Genomic DNA, 14,343 nt, shown 5'->3' with positions numbered 1-14,343 from the left:
CCGTCAAGGCAGCGCGCCCACCTGCTTGAGCACCGCGCGGGCAATCTCCTGCCGCTTTGCGCCCACCTCGGGGCGCGGCATGTCCAGGTTCATCGCGAACACATAGGTATCGTCGCCGCGCGTGACCCAGCCGACCCACCAGCCCACATCGACCTTGCCCGATGTGGCCCAGCCGGTCTTGGCGCGCAGCGTGTAGGCCGGCGTGCTTTCGATGGTCAGGATATCGTCGAGCGCCGCGAAGCTGTGCTCCGAGATCAGCGGCACCTTGTGCGCGGCGGCGTTGCCAAGGAAATCGATCTGCTGGTACGTAGTGATCTGCAGGCGGCCGTTAAGCCAGAAGCGGTCCACCGGGCCATCGACATCGGCGTTGCCGAATTTGGCGGCGCGCAGGTACTTGCGGTACTGCGCGGCCCCCACCCGGCGCGCGAGCGCCTGGTAGGCCGGCACGCAGGAGTTCTTCAGTGCCACGCGCAGCGCCACGTCGCCATTGCAGACTTCCGGCAGGATCGGCTTGCCATGGTGCATCCACACCTTGCCGTCCCACGGCAGCTTGTCGTTGTCGACGTCGGCCACGGCGCCGGTCTCCAGGCCGATCAGCGAATTGAAGATCTTGAAGGTCGATGCCGGCGAATACGGGGTGGCCGCGCGCCTGGGGTTGTAGGTCAGCATGCGCTGCTGGCGCACGTCGTAGACCACCATGGTGCCATCCACGCCGGCGGCATCGAACAGCGGCTTGGCATCGAGGGGGACTTCGGCGGCCTGCACGGTCATGGCTGCGCAGGCCAGCCAGAGGGGCATCATTAAAAATCGGGCAAGTCTGTTTCGCATATCAACACGCTATAAGTTTTGTGGTTATCGGGGTTGTCGTCATGCAGACGGTTGGCAATCCAGGCCCGGATCGTGCTGCGGAGCATAGGCGCAGTCCTGCAGGCCGCCAACCGGCGCAGCTGTAACACGCGTAACATGGCGGCCATGCCCGCCCCCGCACCCTCCCGCTCCATCGTCGCCATCGATCTTTCCGGTCCTTACCGGGTGGGTGAACACGCCGCGCGCTACCAGTCGGTCTGGTTGCTCGCGCGAATCTGGCTGGCCGCCTCGCGCGATCGCGAAGACCTGGGCGCGGCCACCGTGCGCGCCCGCTTTGCCGATGCCGCCAACGTGCGCATGATCGTCTCGCGCGCGTTCGGGGACTTCGCCCTGTGGGGTGTGCCGGTGGGCTGGGGCCACGACAAGGCCATCGGCATTTCCGCATTGCGCACCGACGGCCGCAGCCGGGGGCCGTTCTGGATGTCCGCCGCCACGGCGGAACGGCTGCGCTTCACGGCGCACGGCAAGCCGCTGGGCACCGCAGGCGTGGCGCGCTGGCTGGGGCAGTCACCGGCCGGCGATACCACGCCGGCCGCCGAGGCCAGCGGCGAAGGGCTGCAATACGTGATGCGCGACATGGCGTTCTGGCGCCATCTGACGCAGGCGATGCGCGGCGCGCAGGATGGCTTCGCGGGCGTGCTCGACCACGGCGTGGCCGAGTCGTTCCGGGCCGCGCAGCGCACCGCGGCCGACGACTTCCAGCAGGCGCTGTCGCTACTCAAGGAAAGCCTGGCCTGGCGCCGCAGCGATCGGCTGGACAAGAGCCGCGCGGCATTGCGCCGCTTCGAGCGGATCGTGGTGGCCGGCGGCGTCAACGCGGCGCTGCCCACGTTCGCGGCCATGGCGCATGTGGTGCGTGCCTGGGAACACTACGCGCGGGGCGAACTCGACGCGGCGCAGCGCGAACTGGCGCGGCTGTCGGGCGATGCCGAGCTGCGTCCCGTCGTCCGCTATAACCCGCGCATCCGGTTCGAGACGCTGAACCTGGAAGCCCTCATTCACAAGAGCATCGCGCTGCGGCCGGAAGCACCCAGTGGACCCGCCAGGCCGGATCGGGCCGGGCCAGCAACGGCACAGGCCGGTGCGTCGCAGCGCCAGGACGCCGCCCGTCAGGCGCTCGACGCCTTCGCCGGCGCATTGCAGGCGGCCTACGAGGCCGACTCGGTCGATGCGGTACAGCATGCGGCAGCCAATATCGGCTGGTCGCTATGGCTGTTCTGGCGCTATCGGCTGGTCGATGTGGCGCGCGAGATGGCGCCGGAGGATGTCCAGCGGCAGGCCATGCGCTGGCTGGGCCTGTCGGAATGGATCTGCGACCGTTTCGGGGTCGGCGGTGGGTCCGCGTGGAACACGATCTTCCTGCTACGCGTGGCGCGGGGCAGTGTCAGTGACGGCGCGCCGGCGTCGCTGGCCGCGTTCCGCGCCTTGCAGCCTCTGACGATGGCGGCGGCCATCGACGCCCTGCGACCGTTTCACGCGCCGTTTGCGCCAGCCAAGGGCTTTGTGCGCTGGTCGTCCGTGGCGGCGTTCGCGCTGGAGGAACACGACACCGGCCACGTCTGCTACAACGCGCTGCAGCTGGCTAACCTCCTGCTGGAACTGGCCTGGTACCTGACCCACGAGCAGGGCGCCTCCGCGCAGGCGTACGGCGCCATCGAGCGGCTGGCCACGCAACTCGGTGCACTGCGTGCGGCCGAGCGCGGCTTCTTCCATTCGGAGATACGCGGCTTCCCGCCCGAACTGCGCGCGGCTGCCGCAGAGGCCGCCGCGCGCGCCAGGCGCTCGCACTGAGCGTCCGGGCCGGCGGCGCGGGCGTCATATTTCTTTCACACCACGCAGGTACGGTGTCGCCCCACACAGGGGAGAAACCAGAATGCGCGCACAAAAGACCTTCGGCTTCGTGGCCGGCGTGGCGGCGCTCGCTACCGTGGCGGCTTTGCACGGCTGCGGCAGCGACGACAACAACAGCAATGGCGGCACCAACAATCCGCCGGCGGCCACACCCACGCCCGATGCGGCCACGGTCACCGCCAACATCCAGGCCGCGTGGGTCGAGATCGGCGACGGCAACCAGGCCATTGCCCGCGTGGTGACCAGCTATACGGCGCCGAGCGGCGCCGCCGCGAATGCGCAGTGCCCGCTGCTGACCGTCGATGGCACCGCGGCACGCATGGCGTTGCGCGTGGGCCCGGCCACCGTGCCGCTGCGCACCACGGCCAGCGCGGCAGCCGACTCGAAGCCGTCCGAATTCCCCGTTTCCGTCTGCGAAGCCACGCTGCCAGCCACCGCCACCAGCGCCGCCATCGGCACGCAGGCGCTGCCGCTGCCGAAGGCCACGCCGCAACGTATCGTGGTGCTGGCCGACACCGGCTGCCGCCTGAAGAAGGCCGACAACGCCTGGCAGGCCTGTACCGACACCGAAGCGTGGCCGCTGGCGTCGCTGGCTGCGACGGCGGCGGGGTTCAATCCTGACCTCGTGCTGCACATCGGCGACTACCACTACCGCGAGAACGCCTGCCCGCCCGACATCGCCGGCTGCCAGGGCAGCCCATGGGGCTATGGCTGGGACACGTGGCAGGCCGACCTGTTCAAGCCCGCCGCGCCGTTGCTGGCCAAGGCACCCTGGGTGGTCGTGCGCGGCAACCACGAGGAATGCGCGCGCGCCGGCCAGGGCTGGGCCCGCTTTCTGGATACCCGCCCCTACGATGCAACGCGCTCGTGCGACGATCCGGCCAATGACGCCATCGCCAACTACGCCGACCCGTATGCGGTGTCGCTGGGCGGTGGCTCGCAGGTAATCGTGTTCGACTCGGCCAAGGCCGGCAAGACCGCACTGGCAACCAGCGATCCGCAGTTCATTGCCTACCAGAAACAGTTCCAGACCGTGGCGACACTGGCCGCGAAGACGGGCATGACCACCACGATCTTCACCAACCACCACCCGATCCTGGGCTTCGCCCCGGTTGCCGGCGCAAATCCGGCGCCAGGCAACCTGGCGCTGCAATCGGTGATGTCGAACCTGAATGCGCAGGCGTACTACCCGCCCGGTATCCAGCTGGCGTTGCATGGCCACGTGCATGACTTCCAGGCCATCAACTTCGCGTCGGCGCATCCGGCGACGATCGTCTCGGGCAACGGCGGCGACAACCTGGATGTGGCCCTGCCCGATCCGCTGCCCGCCGGCAGTGTCCCCGCACCCGGCACGACGATCGACCGCATCACCCATCACGCAAGCTTCGGCTTCCTGGTGATGGACCGTCATGCATCGCCGGCCACGGGCTGGCAGTTCAAGGCCTACACCAAGGCCGGCAAGCTGCTGGCCACCTGCGACCAGACCGGCAGCACGCTTGCCTGCGACAAGACCGGCTTCCTGACGCCCTGATGCGGCATCCGTTTCGCAGAAATGGCGTGCCCGCCGCCCGTGCGATGCTGCTGGCATGGGCGCTGGCATCGCCCGTGCTGGCCGCGGAAACGGTGCTGCTGCCGGGTGCGCCTCCCGCCACGGTGGTGGCCACCATCGGCAGCGGCACACCCAAGGTCGCCGCCAAGGTGGACGCCACCGTTGCCGTGTTCCGTCCGGACCCGGCACTGGTGACGCTGGGCCGCCGCGCGTTCTTCGATGCGCGCCTGTCAATGCCGCGCGGCCAGTCGTGCGCCAGTTGCCATGATCCCGCCCGCGCGTTCTCGGCCACGCTGCCCGCCAATACGCCGGGCGTGACGCAAGGCAGCCGCCCCGGTCATTTCAGCCTGCGCAACCCGCCTTCGCTGCTGTACGTCCGCTACGTGCCACGCCGGCATTTCTACCAGGACGACGATGCTCCCGCCGCCTCGCCGTTCGGCGGGCTGTTCGCCGATGGCCGCGCCGATACCCTTGCCGAGCAGGTGCGCGGGCCGTTGCTGGACCCCAACGAGATGAACAACGGCACGCCTGCCGGCCTGCTTCGCAATGTCAACGGCACCGACCTCGCACCCGCCCTCGCCGCACAGTTCGGCCCCGATGTGCGCCGCGACCCGGAGGCGCTGCTGCGCGCGCTGGGCGCCGCGCTGCAGGCCTACATGCAGAGCGACGAGATGGCGCCGTTCACGTCGCGCTTCGATGACTACCTGCGCCGCCGCACGCCACTCACCGTTCAGGAAACCCGTGGGCTGGCGCTGTTCAAGAATCCTGACAAGGGCAATTGCATGAGCTGCCACACGCTGTCCGATACGGCGAGCCGCCCCGAACGTTCGCTGTTCACCGACTTCGGCTACGACGCGATTGCCGTGCCACGCAATCGCGCGCTGCCCGCCAACCGCGATCCAAAGCATTTCGACAACGGCCTGTGCGACACCGCGCGGCGCCTGCGCTGGCCCGAGCCCACGCAGTGGTGTGGCTATCTGCGTACGCCGGGCCTGCGCAACGTGGCGGTGCGCCAGCGTTTCATGCACAACGGCGTGTTCACCACGCTGCGCGACGCCGTGGCGTTCTACAACACACGCTCGATCGATCCGGGCAAGTGGTACCGCGGCGGCAAGGTCTTCGACGACGTTCCCGCCGCCTACCGCGACAACATCAACGTGAACTCGCCGCCGATGAACCGCAAGCCGGGCATGCCGGCCGCACTCACCGACGGCGAGATCGATGACATCGTGGCGTTCCTGCGCACCCTGACCGATGCCGCTTACGTGAACGCGATGCCGCCCGTCGAGGCCAGGCGCTGACCTGCCGCCTGGGCTGCCTGGCCGCGCTGACCGCCGTTGCCCGGCAGCTTGAAGAAGGCCACGGCATCGGTCAGCATCTTGCCCTGCTCTTCGAGGGATTTCGACGCAACGGCCGCTTCATGCACCAGCGACGCGTTCTGCTGCGTCACCTGATCGATCTGCACGATGGCCTGGTTCACCTGCTCGATGCCACGGTTCTGCTCGGCCGACGCCGCCGCGATTTCGCCGACGATATGGGTCACGCTCGCCACGGCCTGGGTGACTTCGACCATGGTCTGGCCGGCCTCGCTGGCCAGCGTCGAACCGGCCCGCACCTGCGCCACCGAGGCGTCGATCAGTTCCTTGATCTCCTTGGCGGCGTTCGATGAGCGCTGCGCCAGACTGCGCACCTCGCTGGCCACCACCGCGAAGCCACGACCCTGTTCGCCCGCGCGCGCAGCCTCCACCGCCGCGTTCAGCGCCAGGATATTGGTCTGGAACGCGATGCTCTCGATGATGCCGGTGATGTCAGCGATCTTCGACGAACTGGCGCTGATGCCCTCCATCGTATCGACCACGAGCCCCACCCTGCCGCTGCCCTGCTGCGCCACTGCGGCGGCATTGCGCGCCAGTTCGCTGGCCTGCCGGGCGTTGTCGGTGTTGTGGCGTACCGTGGCGGTCAGTTCTTCGATGCTTGCCGCCGTTTCCTCCAGCGACGCCGCCTGCTGTTCGGTACGGCTGGACAGGTCCATGTTGCCGCTGGCGATCTCGCCGGTGGCAATCGCGATACTGCCGCTGCTTTCGCGCACGCGCACGACCGTTTCGGCCAGCCGGTCGTTCATGTCGCGCAGCGCGGCCAGCAGGCGGCCCGGCTCGTCCTGGGAATCCACCTCGATCCGCATGCCGACCTCGCCCCGGGCCACCGTGCGCGCCACCTCGACCGCGCGCTGGATCGGGCCGGTAATGGCCCGCGTCAGCAGCAGCCCGCCGAAGATGCCGAACGCCACGGCGGCAATCGCCACCACGATCAGGAACGCGCGTTGCCGCGCGTAGTCGTCGTCGAGGTTGCGGATCATCTCCTCCTGGCGCTCGCGCGTGAAATCCGCGTAGTCGCGCGTGGCCTTGACCAGCGCGGCCAGCAGCGGCCGGCATTCAGCGTTCATCTTGGCAATCGCGGCGTCCTTCTTGCCGTCTAGCGCCAGTCCGACGATGTCGGTCGCCACGGGACCGTAGCGCGATTCGATGCGGTCGATCTCGGACACCAGGCTGCGCGCGCCTTCGCTGACCCCCTCGGCCATGACCATCTGCTTGAGCTTTCCAAGGCGCGCACCCACATCGTCGTGGGCCTTGAGCACCTCGGCCTTTTCGGTGTCCAGAGCGGCCTGCGTGGTCACCAGCACCAGGTTACGCGCGGCAATGGCCCGACGGTCCACGGCGGTGCGCACCTGGGAGGCCACTTCGGCCCGGGCATTGAGCCCGTTGATATAGGCGGCAAAGCTCTCGGTAGACCGGCTCAGCGCACGGAGCGACAACCCGGACACCACCAGCACGACGAGCGCCAGCGTGCCAAACCCCGCCAGGAGCTTGGTCTTGATCGAAAGATCCCTGAATTTCACGGTGCTTCTCCCTCTTTTCCCGATTCAGCGGCCCAACGTCAGGCCAAAACACGATTGGAGCCACGGCGTGCGCCATGACCGACATCGCTGAGAGAACCCGTTCTAGTGGTATTGGCGGGCGTCGTTGCGCGCCGCTCTGATCAATGTCTGCTTTGTGTGGCTAACGGGTAGACATGGCTTCGATTTACCCCTACGCGAGGAGGGGTTGAGGGTAAATCGCCTCGGTGTTTTCACTTACGCAACGGATTTCATGCAGCGCCGCCTCAATAAATTGCATTTCATATGCATCTTTCCTAGAATCGATTCCGTCACACCGCACGTTCCTGCACGTCATCATCCCTTCGCGCTTCTCACCATGTCCGTCCTGCTGCAGATCTCCCCACCTTCGCGCGCGCCCGCCTATCGCGGCCTGCCCATCCTGGCGCTCGGCTTCCGTCCCTTCTACCTGCTGGCCGCGGCATTCGGCGCGATGGCCATGGCGGCCTGGGTGGCGATGTATCTGGGCTGGTGGATACCAGCCACGCAGCCGTGGCTGGGCAGCATGGCGTGGCACGCCCACGAGATGGTGTTCGGGTTCTCGGGCGCCGTCGTCGTGGGCTTTCTCTTTACGGCGGGCAAGAACTGGACTGGCCTGCAAACCCCGCAGGGCGCCTGGCTCGGTGCGCTGGCCGGCGTATGGCTGCTGGCCCGCGTGCTGATGTGGACCGGGCCGGCCTGGGCGGCCATTGCGGCCGATGTGGCCTTCCTTCCCCTATGCAGCCTGAGCTTCTACAGCATCCTGCGCCGGGCCAGGAGCCAGCGAAACTACGGGCTGGCGATCGCGCTGGGCATCATGGGCGCGCTCAATATCGGGTTTCACGGCGCCCTTCAGGCAGGCCGCATCGACTGGGCACTGCATGCGGCCGAAGCGGCCACCGGTCTGGTGGCGATTTTCGTGACCGTGATCGGCGGGCGCGTGATTCCGATGTTCACCGCCAATGCGATTCCCGGCGTGCGCATCCGCCGCTGGCAGACGGTGGAACGCGGCGTGGTCGCGCTGACCCTGCTGGCCACGGTTGCCGCCACACTGCAGGCGCCCGCGTGGCTGACCGGCATGCTGGCACTGGCAGCGGCGGTTGCCCATGGCGTCCGCCTGCATGGCTGGGATTCGCATCGCACACTTCGCAGGCCCATTGTCAGCATCCTGCACGTCGCCTACGCGTTCCTGCCGATCGGCTTCGTCCTGATCGCCGCTGCCGCCGCCGGCTGGCTCGACCGCTCCACGGCGCTGCATGCCCTGACCGTCGGCGTGATCGGCTGCGCCATCATCGCGATGGTCACGCGCACCGCCCTTGGCCATACCGGCCGCCGGCTTGAAACTGGCCGCATGGAACACCTTGCCTATCTGTTTATGGTGCTGGCTGCCGTGATACGGGCGGCTGGCCCGCTTTGGCTGCCAGAACTGAAGCCACAGGCCATCGCGCTATCCGGCGCGCTGTGGGTGCTGTCCCTGGTCCTGTACCTCGTGAAATACACCCCCTTCCTGGCCCGTCCGCGCCTGGATGGCAAGGAGGGCTGACCCGCTGTCTCCCGGCCGCATGTCACGCGTTGCGGTTCTGCCCCGCTGTGATACGATGACGTACAACTGCTCGCGACGACATTCCACGCGGCGGTTGCCATCGACCCACCCAGGCACAACAGAACAAATGGGAGACATCATGCGTAGATTCACCGCGGCGCTCGGCGCCGCCATCTTGCTGGGCATCGCCGCCACGCCGGCCGTGGCGCAATCGTCCGACCAGGCCGTCACCGCCGCCGCCGAAAAGCTGCGCGTGGCCATGGTTGATCCGGACCAGGCCACCCTGTCAGGCCTGGTGGCCGATTCGCTGAGCTACGGCCACTCCGGCGGCCGCATCGACACCAAGACCAGCTTTATCGGCGACCTGCTCGACAAGAAGTCGGACTTCGTCAGCATCACCATTACCGACCAGACCGTGCATGTGTCAGGCGACGTCGCGGTAATCCGCCATACGCTGTCCGGCGAGACGCTCGACAGCGGCAAGCAGGGAACCGTGCTGCTCAAGGTGCTACAGGTATGGCAAAAGCAAGGCGGGCAGTGGAAGCTGATTGCGCGCCAGGCGGTGAAGGCGGCTGCCTGAGCGACGCTACCTGTCTGGAAGTCCGGGCATTGATAGGATGTCTGACATCCTCCGATAGAGTTTAGATAGCAGGGAAAGGGGCGCACCCGGCAAGGGGTAGCGCCCTTTTTCCGTCCGCGCCGGCGTGCAAATGCGCACAACGCCGCAGCATCCGTGCGTCAGAGGACTTCCTGTACCATGTGGGCACGCATCCTTATGCATCGCTGCCACGCCGGGCGGTGCGCTCGCCGCACACTTCGGGACCATCGGATCATCACCCGCGTGACTGAACACTCGACCCCATCCAGCCCTGCCTCACCATCGCCCACTTTGCGTGACGTGCTGGCCGCACTGCGCGCCGCCACGTCGGCCAGCGTGCGCGAGCCGGCAGAGATCGCGCACGCTGGCGCGGGGGCGCAGCGGGCGTTCAACGATCTGCTGGCTCGTGTTGCCGCGCACGCCGAATCCGGCGCGTGGTAGCCGCGCGATACGCTGATGCCCGACGCTCTCGAACAACAGCCACCGCTCCAACGTGCGTTTGATACGGGGGCGCTGTTCGACGCCCTGCCCGAGTCCTATCTGGTGCTAAATGCGGCGTTCGAAGTCGTGGCCGCCAATGCCCGTTACCTGGCCATGGCCGGCCGCTCGCGCAACGATGTCATGGGCAAGTCGGTCTTCGACATCAATCCCTCGCTGTCCGAATCCCAGATGGCGGCACGCCGGGATTGGCTTGCCAGCACGCTCGACGACCTGCTGGAAGGCGAATCGCGCCTGTCGCCGCTGATCCGCTACGACGGCCACCCCGCCGGCACCGGCAATACCGAACGATACTGGCAGGCGAAGGCGACGCGGCTGGATGGCGTATCGGACGCGGCATTCGTGCTCCAGGTCATGGACGTGACCGATCACATCGTCAAGACCGAACAGACCCGCCGCGAGCACGCCAAGCTGCGGTCGCAGGCGCGGCTGCGCCAGGTGCTGGTGGAAGAAGCCAATGCGGCGCTGCAAACGCACCGCAAACAGCTTGAGGAGCTGCTCGCGTTTGCCAAGGTTGGCGCGTGGGAACTCGACGTCGCCACCGGGTTCATGGCCTGTACCGACCAGTGCAAGGCCAACATGGGGCTGCAGCCGGACGACGCCATCAATGAGGCGCGGGTCTTTGGCGAACTGATGCACGTGGACGACCGCGAGATGGTGCGTACCGCCATGACAGCGGCCATCGCCAGCCGCGCGCATTTCGAGGTGGAGTACCGCGTGCTCTGGCAGGACGGCGCCATGCGCTGGCTGATGTCGCGCGGCGCCGCACGCTATCTCGAGGACGGCTCGGCCCAGTCGTTGATCGGCTTCACGATCGACATCACGGCGCGCAAGGCGTCGGAACTGCACTACCAGGCAGTGGCCGAGGAAGAGCAGCGCGCCCGCGAAGTGAGCGAGCGCGGTGCCCGCGCCATGGACCATTTCGTGGCAGCGGTCAGCCACGAACTACGCTCGCCGCTGCACGCCATCCTGTGGTGGACCACGCTGCTGGAGCGCGGCACCGACCCGGCCCACGTGCGGCGTGCCGGGGAGGTCATCGAACGCAATACCCGCCAGCTGGCCCGCATGGTGGACGATCTGCTCGACAGCGGTGCCATTGCCACCGGCAAGCTGTCGGTGGATCTGCGCCTGCTGGACATGGCGGCCCTGGCGGCCACGGTGGCCGAAGATCTGCGTCTGGATGCGGAGTCGAGGAACGTGACGCTGATCGTCGCGCCGGCGCTGCCCTGCCTGGTGATGGCCGACGAGCATCGGATCAAGCAGGTGGTGCTGAACCTGCTGACCAATGCGCTGAAGTTCGCGGAGCGCGGCACCGTGGAACTGGCCGTCGCGTCGGACGGCGCGCACGTCGTGCTATCCGTGCGGGATTCCGGCGTGGGCATCGCGCCCGAAGCACTCGAGCGCATCTTCGAGCGGTTCGAACAGGCCCACCGCGAACACGCCAATCGCGCGCCGGGCCTGGGCCTGGGGCTGTGGATGGTCAAGAATCTGGTGCTGATGCACAACGGCAGCGTGAGCGCGCACAGCGACGGACTGGGCAAGGGATCGATGTTCCGCGTGCAACTGCCTCGGGCGCAACTGGCGGGCGGCGCGCGCTAGCGCCGCGCAGGCTAGCGCGAGTACGGCGGCGGCTCGTTCAGCACGGCCCAGAATACGCCCAGGTCGTTGATGGCGGCCATGAAATCGTCAAACTCGACCGGCTTCACCACATAGGCATTGACGCCCAGGTCATAGCTCCTGAGCAGGTCGCGTTCCTCGCGCGACGATGTCAGCATCACGACCGGCACGCGGCGCAGCCGATCGTCCGCGCGCACCTCGCGCAGCACCTCGTGGCCGTCCACCTTCGGCAGCTTCTTGTCCAGCAGGATCACCGCCGGATTCTCTTCCGGGCGATCGGCATAGGCGCCTTCGCGGCGCAGGAAATCGAGCGCCTCCGCACCGTCGCGCACCGACACCACCGGGTTGGCAAGGCGGGTTTTCTGCAGCGCGATCAACGTCAGCTCGATGTCGTCAGGATTGTCTTCCACCAGCAGGATCGGCCTCAGCACGCTCGTTCTCCGGGTTTCTTGCATCTTTCAACACGGGCCGGTACGGCTGGCCCGACGACACCGCTGCCAGCCGGGCCGCGGCCTCGGCGGCCGTTTCATTGACACCGGCGGTGCCCTCCGGCACGAAATCACGCGGCAACGAAAACCAGATCGTGGCCCCGCGATCGACCTCGCCTTCGGCCCACGCCTTGCCGCCATGACGCTCGACAATACGCCGCACGCTGGCCAGTCCGATGCCGGTACCGGGGAATTCCTCCACGCGGTGCAGTCGCTGGAACACGCCAAACAGCTTGTCGGCGTAGCGCATGTCGAAGCCCACGCCGTTGTCGCGCACGAAGAACAGGTCCTGGCCTTCGAAGGCTGCCTCGCCGGGCATCGTGCCCACCTCGACCATGCCGGCAGGGCCCTCGGCATCGGCGCCGCGCGTGCCGGTGAATTTTATCGCGTTGGCGATCAGGTTCCGCAGCACCACGTCCATCAGCACCGGATCTGCCGTCACCTGACCCAGCGCGCCGACCTTGTATTGCAGGCGCCGCGTGCCAAGCCCCTTGGTTTCCTCGGCCAGCAGGCGCTCGGCCAGCGCCCGCAGGTCCACGCGCTGCGGACGCAGGGCGGCGCGCCCCATCTGCGAGAACGCCAGCAGGTCGTCCACGAGCTTGCCGCCGAAACGTGCCTGCGCAATGATGCGCTCGACAAAATGCCGGCCGCGCTCCGACAGCCGGTCCTGGTCCATCTCGCGCAGCAGATCGGCAAACCCGACGATATGACGCAGCGGCGCGCGCAGGTCATGCGACACCGAATACGAGAACCCTTCGAGTTCGCGGTTCACGCGGCCAAGCTCCAGCGCCAAATGGGCCAGTTCCTCGGCTCGCCGCAGCACGATGCCCAGCAACGCACCGCGAAACTCGGTGGCCATTTCCAGTTCCGCCGCCCGCCACGGTTCGCTCCGGCCGCGCACCGTCTGCGTCCAGACATCGAAGCTCTCGCGCGGCGACAGCGACGCCGACAGGTCCGCCAGCCTGGCGCGCGGGTCGCCCGCCCAGCGGATGGTGCGCACCACCTCGGCCCGGAACCAGATCACGTAGTTGCGGAACATGCGCGACAGCGGCACCACCAGCATGCCGGCTGCCTCGGGGCCCATGCCTTGCGCGGCGGCATCGGTCCATTCGGTCGCGAGCTGGTCGGTGGCATAGACGTCCTCGCCGCGCGTGTCCAGCCACGCCAGCAAGCCTTCGATGGCCGCGTCGGACGGGGCCTCGCCGATCCGGACGATACGGCCCTCGAACACCGCCGCCGCGCCCGTGGCACCCACCAGCGCCAGCAGGTCGTCGGCATCGCCCGAGATGGCCTCGATGAAGTCGTCGGTATTGGCCATGGACGCCAGCAGCCCGGTCTGCCGCCGGCGCAGCGCCAGGCGGTAGCTGGCCTCGTCGTGATCCTCCTTGGCCTCCACCTGCAGCGACAGCACCTGCGCGATGTGCTCGCACGCCGTGCGCACTTCGAACGACGCCACGCGCGCCGTGGCGTGATGGCAGGAGATCAGGCCCCATAACCGCCCGCGCACGACGATCGACATCGACATCGACGCGCAGGTGCCCATGTTCTTCATGTACTGCACGTGCACGGGCGAAATGCTGCGCAGCGATGCATAGGTCAGGTCGGTGGGCTGGCCCGTGGCGGGATGCAGCGCCGGCATCAGCGGGACCGCCACGTAGTCGGCATCGGCAATCAGGCGAATGCGGTTGCGCACGTACAGCGCGCGCGCCTGCGGCGGGATATCAGACGCCGGAAACCGCTGCCCCAGGTAACTGGTGTAGCCGGCATCCGTCGACTCGGCCAGCACGTGGCCGTGCCCTTCGTCGTCGAACGCGTACACCATGGTGCGGCCGAAACCCGTGATGCGATGCACTTCGTCTGCCGCCAGGCGCGCCAGCTCCTGGACGCTGTCCACGTCCTGCAGGCTGTTGATAAAGGTCCGGACCAGCGGATAGATCGATGCGAAGACGTCGGCGGTGCCGCGCGCGGGCTCGAATTCGACGATGCGCGCGCCCTGCCAAATGTGGACGACGATGGCCAGCGGCGAATACAAGCCAGCCGCCGCGCCGTCGCGCAGGCCGCGCGGGTCCGCCACCGATCCGGCATAGAGCGGAATGCCTTCGGCTTTCAGGGTCGCCAGCGCGTCGAGCGCCAGCGCGGCACCGTCACCGACCAGCGCCGCCAGCGGCTGGCCCAGCAACGGATCGATCTCGCCGGACGCCCTGCCGGCCAGCAGTGCCGTGTTGGCGCTGGCCTGCACGACGTTGCCGGCATCGTCGACGCTGACCAGAAAGCCATGCGGCTGAATGCCGCCAGGAATATGAATCGGTTCTTTGGCGCAATCCCCGGCCGCTGCCGCCGCCGTGGATGTGGGGTGGTGAACCATGCTTGCTCCGCCTTGAGGCATGGCGCCGATTTTGGCACAGCCACGCGGCCAGCGCC

At 67.7% G+C, this 14,343-nt stretch carries 11 protein-coding genes; 7 read left to right on the top strand and 4 right to left on the bottom strand.

All coding sequences use genetic code 11. From position 1 onward, the window contains the following. Window positions 1–3 precede the first annotated feature (3 nt). Window positions 4–828: an OXA-1206 family carbapenem-hydrolyzing class D beta-lactamase gene (gene blaOXA, locus AC3G88_RS14300; protein ID WP_488772090.1), complete on the bottom strand. Its 825-nt coding sequence runs from the start codon at window positions 826–828 to the stop codon at window positions 4–6. Between the two features lie 144 nt (window positions 829–972). Between blaOXA and AC3G88_RS14295 the strand changes: the two genes are divergently transcribed. From AC3G88_RS14295 to AC3G88_RS14285, 3 genes are all read left to right on the top strand, one after another. Beyond that, the gene (locus AC3G88_RS14295; protein WP_488772091.1) at window positions 973–2,658 is read left to right on the top strand and encodes a hypothetical protein; all 1,686 of its coding nucleotides are present in this window, start codon (window positions 973–975) and stop codon (window positions 2,656–2,658) included. Between the two features lie 82 nt (window positions 2,659–2,740). Then, window positions 2,741–4,249: a metallophosphoesterase family protein gene (locus AC3G88_RS14290; RefSeq protein WP_488772092.1), complete on the top strand. Its 1,509-nt coding sequence runs from the start codon at window positions 2,741–2,743 to the stop codon at window positions 4,247–4,249. Between the two features lie 44 nt (window positions 4,250–4,293). After that, window positions 4,294–5,568, top strand: coding sequence for a cytochrome-c peroxidase (locus AC3G88_RS14285; RefSeq protein WP_488772375.1), 1,275 nt, complete (start codon window positions 4,294–4,296; stop codon window positions 5,566–5,568). On the opposite strand, the gene AC3G88_RS14280 is transcribed toward AC3G88_RS14285, so the two are convergent. Beyond that, window positions 5,529–7,163: a methyl-accepting chemotaxis protein gene (locus AC3G88_RS14280; protein ID WP_488772093.1), complete on the bottom strand. Its 1,635-nt coding sequence runs from the start codon at window positions 7,161–7,163 to the stop codon at window positions 5,529–5,531. The two genes, AC3G88_RS14285 and AC3G88_RS14280, sit on opposite strands and share 40 nt — an antisense overlap. Window positions 7,164–7,518: 355 nt before the next feature. Here AC3G88_RS14280 and AC3G88_RS14275 point away from each other — a divergent pair, with 355 nt between their 5' ends. The 4 genes from AC3G88_RS14275 to AC3G88_RS14260 all read left to right on the top strand — a co-directional run bounded on the left by AC3G88_RS14275 (window position 7,519) and on the right by AC3G88_RS14260 (window position 11,416). Then, the gene (locus AC3G88_RS14275) at window positions 7,519–8,721 is read left to right on the top strand and encodes an NnrS family protein (RefSeq protein WP_488772095.1); all 1,203 of its coding nucleotides are present in this window, start codon (window positions 7,519–7,521) and stop codon (window positions 8,719–8,721) included. Between the two features lie 139 nt (window positions 8,722–8,860). Then, entirely contained in the window at window positions 8,861–9,301 is a 441-nt protein-coding gene (locus AC3G88_RS14270; protein ID WP_488772096.1) for a nuclear transport factor 2 family protein, read from the top strand. A 261-nt stretch (window positions 9,302–9,562) separates the two neighbouring features. Then, window positions 9,563–9,760 carry a hypothetical protein gene (locus AC3G88_RS14265; protein WP_488772097.1) on the top strand — a complete coding sequence of 66 codons (198 nt, stop codon included), beginning with the start codon at window positions 9,563–9,565 and terminating at the stop codon, window positions 9,758–9,760. Window positions 9,761–9,775: 15 nt separating this feature from the next. Further along, on the top strand, window positions 9,776–11,416 hold the full coding sequence (locus tag AC3G88_RS14260) for a sensor histidine kinase (RefSeq protein ID WP_488772099.1): 1,641 nt from the start codon (window positions 9,776–9,778) through the stop codon (window positions 11,414–11,416). Window positions 11,417–11,427: 11 nt separating this feature from the next. Here AC3G88_RS14260 and AC3G88_RS14255 read toward each other — a convergent pair whose 3' ends face one another. After that, entirely contained in the window at window positions 11,428–11,865 is a 438-nt protein-coding gene (locus tag AC3G88_RS14255) for a response regulator (RefSeq protein ID WP_400395617.1), read from the bottom strand. After that, complete coding sequence (locus tag AC3G88_RS14250) at window positions 11,828–14,287, bottom strand: ATP-binding protein (protein ID WP_488772100.1); 2,460 nt, start codon at window positions 14,285–14,287, stop codon at window positions 11,828–11,830. The genes AC3G88_RS14255 and AC3G88_RS14250 overlap by 38 nt, the downstream gene beginning before the upstream one ends. Between the last annotated feature and the right edge of the window lie 56 nt (window positions 14,288–14,343).

Source organism: Cupriavidus sp. 86D6 (genome assembly GCF_057815095.1).
Note: the sequence above shows the minus strand (reverse complement) of the source record. Positions and strands in the feature narration are given on the sequence as shown.